Here is a 6,527-nt window from a genome sequence, read left to right as displayed (position 1 = left end):
CTGCTGCCCGCGCCCCCGGTGCGCGCCCCGGCCGGGGCGCCCGGTGCGCAGCTGGGTGGTGGACTCGCCGGGAGCCTCGGCCTTAGCGGGCCGGTTCTCGGGCGGCAGCGGCGCGCTGGCGGACGCCTGCGGAGCGCCTCCGGCGCCGGGCACGGGGGGTATGTACTGGGTCGCCTCGGCGTCCCCCGCAGACTGCGGCGGCAGCAACTGCGTCTCGTCGGCGGCCCCGGCGTAGGGCTCCGGCTGTGGCTGAGCCCGTCTGTCCGGCTGCTGCGGCTGGGGCTGCGCCTGCTGGTACGGCTGTGCCTGCTGGTACGCAGGGGGCTGCTGCGGGGTCTGCGGCTGCTGATACGCGGGCTGCTGCGGCGGCAGCGGCTGTTGCGGCGCCCAGCCCTGCCCCGCCGCGTCCCCCTGCGGCGCCCCGAACGACTGCCCAGCGCCCAACTGCGGTGCCCCAGAGGGCTGCTCCGGGGCCTGCGGCGAGCCGAACGACTGCCCCGCGCCCTGCGACGGCGGACCGAACGACTGCCCGGCATCCTGCTGCGGCGCACCGGAGGGCTGCCCAGCGCCCTGCGGAGGCCCGTACGGCTGATCCGGCGCCTGCGGCGAACCGTACGGCTGCCCCGCACCCTGCGGGAGACCGTACGACTGATCCAGCCCCTGCTGCGGCGGCTGGCCCATGCCCTGCGGAGGCGCCCCAAACGACTGTCCGCCGCCCTGCTCCGCCGCACCGAACGGCTGCCCCGCGCCCTGCGGCGCACCGAACGGCTGCTCCGGGGCCTGCGGCAGACCGTACGGCTGCCCAGCGCCCTGCGGCGGCGCACCGGAAGGCTGCGGCGGGCCGAAGGAGGCGCTGGGCTGGCCGTACGGCGCGTCCTCGGGGGGCAGGGGGCCTGCGCCTGCGGGGGGTCCGGCGGGAGCGGACGGGGCGGGGGCCTGGGGGCCCCAGGGCTCGCCCCAGGCCTGACCACCGGCCGGGGCGCCGTGCTGCGGCCCCGAAGGCCCCGAAGGCCCCGAAGGCTCAGAGGCCTCCGGGGGCCACTGGCCGCCCTGAGCGGGCAGTACGACGCCCTCACGGACCGCAGGCAGGTGCGGCTCGTTACCCTGTCCGCTCTGCGTCACCGGGTCTCCTTGAATAACCGATTGCCGAATCGTCGGCTCACGCTACCGGTTACCCGCGGGGGTATGAGCCCGCCGGAGGGAGAGACTGGTCACCGGCCGAGCACAGGGCAACGACACGGGCAACGGCAAGGGCTCAGGCGGCCTGCACCTCCAGCCTCGCCCCGAACTCCCGGACCACCGGCTCGTCCCGGTACGGCTCCAACCGCTGCTGGAAGTCGTCCAGATACTCCGCGCCCCGGTTGGAGCGCAGCGTCTGGAGCAGATCCACCGCCTGGCCGCCGACATGGCACGCCTGCTCCACCTCGCGCCCCTGGACGTGCGCCGTGGCCAGCAGCAGCAGCCCGATGGCGCGGCGCCGCACCCGCCCCTCGGGGTGGCCCGCCAGGGCCTCTTCGGCGCGCCGCCGGGCGGGCTCGGCCTGGCCCAGGTCGCGGTGGCAGTGGGCGAGTTCGTCGGCCAGATAGGCGTGGTCGAAGTGCTGGATCCACGGCGGCTCGTCCCCGGAGGGACCGCCGCTGCCCACCGCCCGCTCCATCGCGTCCAGGGCGCGCCCGGCCGCGTGCTGGCAGGCGGGGGCGTCCCCCATCAGCGCGTGCCCGCGCGCCTCGGCGGCCAGGAACATCGACTCGGCGCGCGACGGCACCTGGCCGCGCGAACCCTCCTGCGCGGCCTTGGCCAGCTGCGCGATCTCCCGGGGGTTGCCCAGCTGGGCGGCGAGGTGGCTCATGCTGGCGGCCAGCACGTAGCCGCCGTATCCCCGGTCCCCGGCGGCCTGCGCGAGCCGCAGCGCCTGGATGTAGTAGCGCTGGGCGAGCCCGGACTGGCCGGTATCGATCGCCATGTACCCGGCCAGTTCCGTCAAGCGGGCGACCGCCGCGAACAGTTCGCGCCCGACCGACTCCCGGTAGGACCCGGCGAGCAGCCCGGAGACCACGCTGTTGAGGTAGTGGACGACGACGGGGCGCACATGGCCGCTGCCGTAGCGGTGGTCCAGCTCGACCAGCGCGTCCGTGGTGGCCCGCACCGCGGCGACGTCGGAGCGGCCGACCCGGGCCCCGGCGGTGCGCGCGACCTGCGCGTCCGCGCCGGTGATCAGCCAGTCGCGGCTGGGCTCGACGAGCGCCGAGGCGGCGACCGTCGAGCCGGTCAGGAAGTCGCGGCGGCCGACATCGCTGCGCCACAACTCGCAGACCTGCTCTATCGCGCCGAGGACGGTCGGCGAGAACTGCAGCCCCACGCCCGACGCCAGGTTCTTGCCGTTGGCCATGCCGATCTCGTCGATCGTGACCGTACGGCCGAGCTTGCGGCCGAGCGCCTCGGCGATGATGCCCGGGGCGCGACCCCGGGGCTGCTGCCCGCGCAGCCAGCGCGCGACCGACGTCTTGTCGTAGCGCAGATCGAGACCGTGCTCGGCACCGCACATGTTGACCCTGCGGGCCAAACCGGCATTGGAGCACGCGGCTTCCTGAATGAGCGCCTGCAGCCGTTCGTTCGGCTGTCGCGCCACAAGCGGCCTAGCGGCCATGGTTTTACCCCCAGTGACTGCTGTGCGTTCTCGGCGGATGCCGTCCCTGTTGATCAGTTCCCCGCGGGTATCGCAGGTATACGGCGAATGCGGAACTTGCCCGTATTAACCACATAGACCGCTTGGTTCACGTACGTGCGTACGGCCGCGCCAAAACGCCCTCGTACGCCTGTCACGCATGGTGGCTACCCGCTTACACAGCCGGAACCCCATACGCGCCCCCACCCATGCACCCATGCGCCCCGGCATGCCAGCGCCGCGCGCCCGGGGCGCGGGCCCCGGCGTACAGGCGGGGGACCGGGCCGTAACCCTTGTTGACGGCGGAAGTTGTGTTGTCGTGGAAGAGACCATGGACGTGACAGCAGCACCACACATTCCGAAGCAGCGCGGTGAACGGCTGCTCGACTCCGCCGTGCGCTACGCCGAGGAACGCCACTGGGACGTGCTCGCCGGAGCCTGGCTGGACACCGTGGGCGGCCTGCAGTGCTGCTCCTGCGGCCAGGCCGACTGCCCGGCCCCCGGCGCCCATCCGACCGCCCCGGACTGGGTGAACCAGGCGACCGGCAGCCCGGTCGTGGTCCGGCGGATGTGGGCCCGCGCCCCCGGCGCGTCGATCCTGCTGCCGACCGGCCGTACCTTCGACGCGCTGGACGTACCGGAGTCGGCGGGCTGTCTGGCGCTGGCCCGGATGGAGCGCCGCAACGTCGACCTCGGCCCGGTCACTTCCACCCCGGACCGCAGGATGCTCTTCTTCGTGCTCCCCGGCGCCGCCGCGAAGATCCCGGACCTGCTGCGGAACCTGGGCTGGCCGCCGTCCTCGGTCGACCTGGCGGCGCGCGGCGACGGGGACTACGTGGTCGCTCCCCCGACCCGGGTCGGGCGGCACGGCCCGACCCAGTGGGCCCGCCGCCCGACCGCCGCCAACCGCTGGCTGCCGGACGCCGAGGAGCTGGTGAGCACGCTCGCCTACGCGTGCGGACGCGAAACCCGCGCACCCGAGCCCCGTGCGCACGACACCCGTGGGTACGAGATCCGTGCACGCGAGGTCCGTGGACGCGAACCGCGCGGACGCGAACCCCGCGGACGGGAGCCGCGCGGACGGGACACGCGCTCCCCCGAGCGCCGCTGACGCGCCTGGGCCTTGTCCCCGGCCCCCCGTATCGTGGTCGCGGACGGGGACGCGACCAGTCCCCGTACCAGCCTGACGTTGGGAGACGGGGATTTCAGTGCCGGACGCACACGCAGACGCAGACGTACACGCACCCGCCGATGGCGCGGCCGGGCCCGCGACGCCGCAGCGGCCCGCCGTGCAGGTGCGGGGTCTGTGGAAGCGGTACGGGGAGCAGATCGCGGTCCAGGGCATCGATCTTGAGATTCCGGCCGGGCAGTTCATCGGACTCGTCGGCCCCAACGGCGCGGGCAAGACCACGACCCTCTCGATGATCACCGGGCTGCTGCGCCCCGACTCCGGCACGGTCGAGATCGGCGGGCACGACGTCTGGCAGGACCCGGCCGAGGTCAAGGCGCGGATCGGGGTGCTGCCGGAGGGGCTGCGGCTGTTCGAGCGGCTGTCGGGGCGCGAACTCCTCGCGTACACCGGGCGGCTGCGCGGGCTGCCCGGCGACGAGGTCGACAAGCGCGCGACCCAGCTGCTGGACGTCCTGGACCTGGCCGGTGCGCAGAACAAGCTGGTCGTGGACTACTCGACCGGTATGCGGAAGAAGATCGGCCTGGCCGCCGCGCTGCTGCACAACCCGGAGGTCCTCTTCCTCGACGAGCCCTTCGAGGGCGTCGACCCGGTCTCCGCGCAGACCATCCGCGGCGTGCTGGAGCGGTACACCCGCTCCGGTGCGACGGTCGTCTTCTCCAGCCATGTCATGGAGCTGGTGGAGTCGCTGTGCGACTGGGTCGCGGTGATGGCGCGCGGCAAGATCCGCGCGCAGGGCGCGCTGGCCGACGTACGGGGCGAGGCGCCGTCCCTGCAGGACGCCTTCCTGGAGCTGGTGGGCGCCCGCGACCAGCGCTCGGGGGACGACCTCGACTGGCTCGGCGGCGGCGCCCGATGACGCTCACCGATCCGCTCGACGCCAAGGGCCCGCTCGACACCGCGGCGCCCGCTCCCCCGGCGGTCCCCACCGGTTCGCCGCTGCCCGTCTTCGTCCAGCTGAAGCTGTCGCTGATGCGCAACGGACTGCGGCAGTCCGCGGGCCGCCGCGCCGCGTACATCACCTCGATCGTCTTCACCGTCCTCTTCGCCGCCCTCCAGCTGCTCGGCCTGGTGCTGCTGCGCGGCAACGACGACGCGGACGCGCTGGTCACCGTCCTCACCGCGGTGCTCGCACTGGGCTGGGCGGTGATGCCGCTCTTCTTCCCCAGCGGTGACGAGACCCTGGACCCGACCCGGCTGGTGATGCTGCCGCTGCGGCCCCGGCCGCTGATCGGCGCGCTGCTGGTGTCCTCGCTGATCGGCGTCGGCCCGCTGTTCACGCTGACGCTGGTGGTGGGGTCGCTGATCGCGATCGCGCACGGGGCGGCGGCCTCGGCGGCGGCCCTGCTGGCGGGCGTGCTGTCCGTGCTGACGTGCGTGGCACTGGCCCGGGCCGTCGCGACCGCCAACTCCCGGCTGCTGAGCAGCCGCAAGGGCCGCGACCTCGCGCTGCTGAGCGGTCTGTTCGTGGCGATCGGGCTGCAACTCGTGAACGTGGGCGTGCAGAAGCTGTCCGGCGAGGGCGGGCTCGGCGTGCTGCGGCCCACCGCGGACGTCCTGCGCTGGGTGCCGCCCGCGTCGGCGATCGACGCCGTACAGGGCGTGAGCGAGGGCGCGTACGGGATCGCCGCCGCCCAGTTCGCCCTGAGCGCGGCCGTGCTGGCGCTGCTGATGTGGTGGTGGTCGCGCAGCCTCACGCATCTGATGACCACGCCGGACAGCTCCACGATCCAGCCGGAGAAGCCCCGGCGGGGCGCCGGGGGCGCGGGCTCGTCCACCGCCACGCCCGGCCCGCTCGGCAAGCTGCTGCCCGCAGGGCGCAGCGGCACGGCCATGCTGCGCACCCTGCGGTACGCGGTGCGGGACCCCAAGGCCAAGACCAGCTGGGTCAGCGCGCTGGGGGTCGGCCTGCTGATGCCGCTCCTCACCTCCGTCCAGGGCAACGGCAGCATCTACTGGTCGTGCTGGGCCGCCGGGATGCTGGGCATGCAGATGTACAACCAGTTCGGTCAGGACTCCTCCGCCTTCTGGATGGTCGCGCAGACCATTTCCACGACCCGGGACGCCTATCTGGAGCTGCGCGGGCGGGCGTTCGCGGTGGCGCTGGTCGGGGTGCCGTATGTGCTCCTGGCGGTGGTGGGCTCGGCCGTCTTCCTGAAGGATCTGCCCGCCATCCCCGAGGCGCTCGGGCTCGCGTACGGCCTGCTCGGCGCGCTGATGGCGACCGGGGCGCTCAGCTCGGCGCTGCTCCCGTACTCCATCCCGCAGGACAGCGCCAAGAACGTGGCACCGGGGCAGGGCTCGCTCGCGTGGATGAGCCTCTTCGGCGGCATGATCGTGGGCGCCCTGCTGTGCGCGCCGCTGCTGGGGCTGACGATCTGGCTGCACGTCAGCGGGAACCACGACCTGCTGTGGGTGCTGCTGCCGCTGGGCGTGGCGTACGGCGCGGCGTTCGCGGAGGCCGGTCTGCGGCTGGCCGCGCCACGGACGGTGGGGCGGCTGCCGGAGATCCTGGCGGCGGTCAGCAAGGGCTGAGCCCGGCCCCTGGACGCGATGAGGGTACGGCGCGGGGGGGGGGCGGGGGAGGGGCCGCGCCCCCGCCGCGTTTACCCCCGCCCCGTTACCGCGAGTGGGGGTTGTTTGGGTTGTGCCAGGGGGGTTTTAAAAAAATAA

General features: G+C 73.9%; 3 protein-coding genes and 2 pseudogenes. 3 read left to right on the top strand and 2 right to left on the bottom strand.

The genetic code is table 11. The features are described 5' to 3' along the window. A pseudogene (locus tag ACFV9T_RS42455) lies at positions 1–1,122 on the bottom strand (hypothetical protein); the annotation flags it as partial. Between the two features lie 133 nt (positions 1,123–1,255). Beyond that, positions 1,256–2,647 carry a transcriptional regulator gene (locus tag ACFV9T_RS42450; RefSeq protein ID WP_385449177.1) on the bottom strand — a complete coding sequence of 464 codons (1,392 nt, stop codon included), beginning with the start codon at positions 2,645–2,647 and terminating at the stop codon, positions 1,256–1,258. Positions 2,648–2,996: 349 nt separating this feature from the next. Here ACFV9T_RS42450 and ACFV9T_RS42445 point away from each other — a divergent pair. The 3 genes and pseudogenes from ACFV9T_RS42445 to ACFV9T_RS42435 form a co-directional block, all read left to right on the top strand. Then, positions 2,997–3,638 (top strand): annotated as a pseudogene (locus ACFV9T_RS42445) (bifunctional DNA primase/polymerase); the annotation flags it as partial. Between the two features lie 235 nt (positions 3,639–3,873). After that, the gene (locus ACFV9T_RS42440) at positions 3,874–4,713 is read left to right on the top strand and encodes an ABC transporter ATP-binding protein (protein ID WP_385449175.1); all 840 of its coding nucleotides are present in this window, start codon (positions 3,874–3,876) and stop codon (positions 4,711–4,713) included. Continuing rightward, positions 4,710–6,389: a transporter gene (locus ACFV9T_RS42435; RefSeq protein ID WP_385449173.1), complete on the top strand. Its 1,680-nt coding sequence runs from the start codon at positions 4,710–4,712 to the stop codon at positions 6,387–6,389. The genes ACFV9T_RS42440 and ACFV9T_RS42435 overlap by 4 nt, the downstream gene beginning before the upstream one ends. Positions 6,390–6,527: the final 138 nt, after the last annotated feature.

This window comes from Streptomyces sp. NPDC059850 (genome assembly GCF_042731515.1).
GTDB lineage: Bacteria > Actinomycetota > Actinomycetes > Streptomycetales > Streptomycetaceae > Streptomyces.
This window is presented reverse-complemented; position numbering and strand designations above follow the sequence as displayed.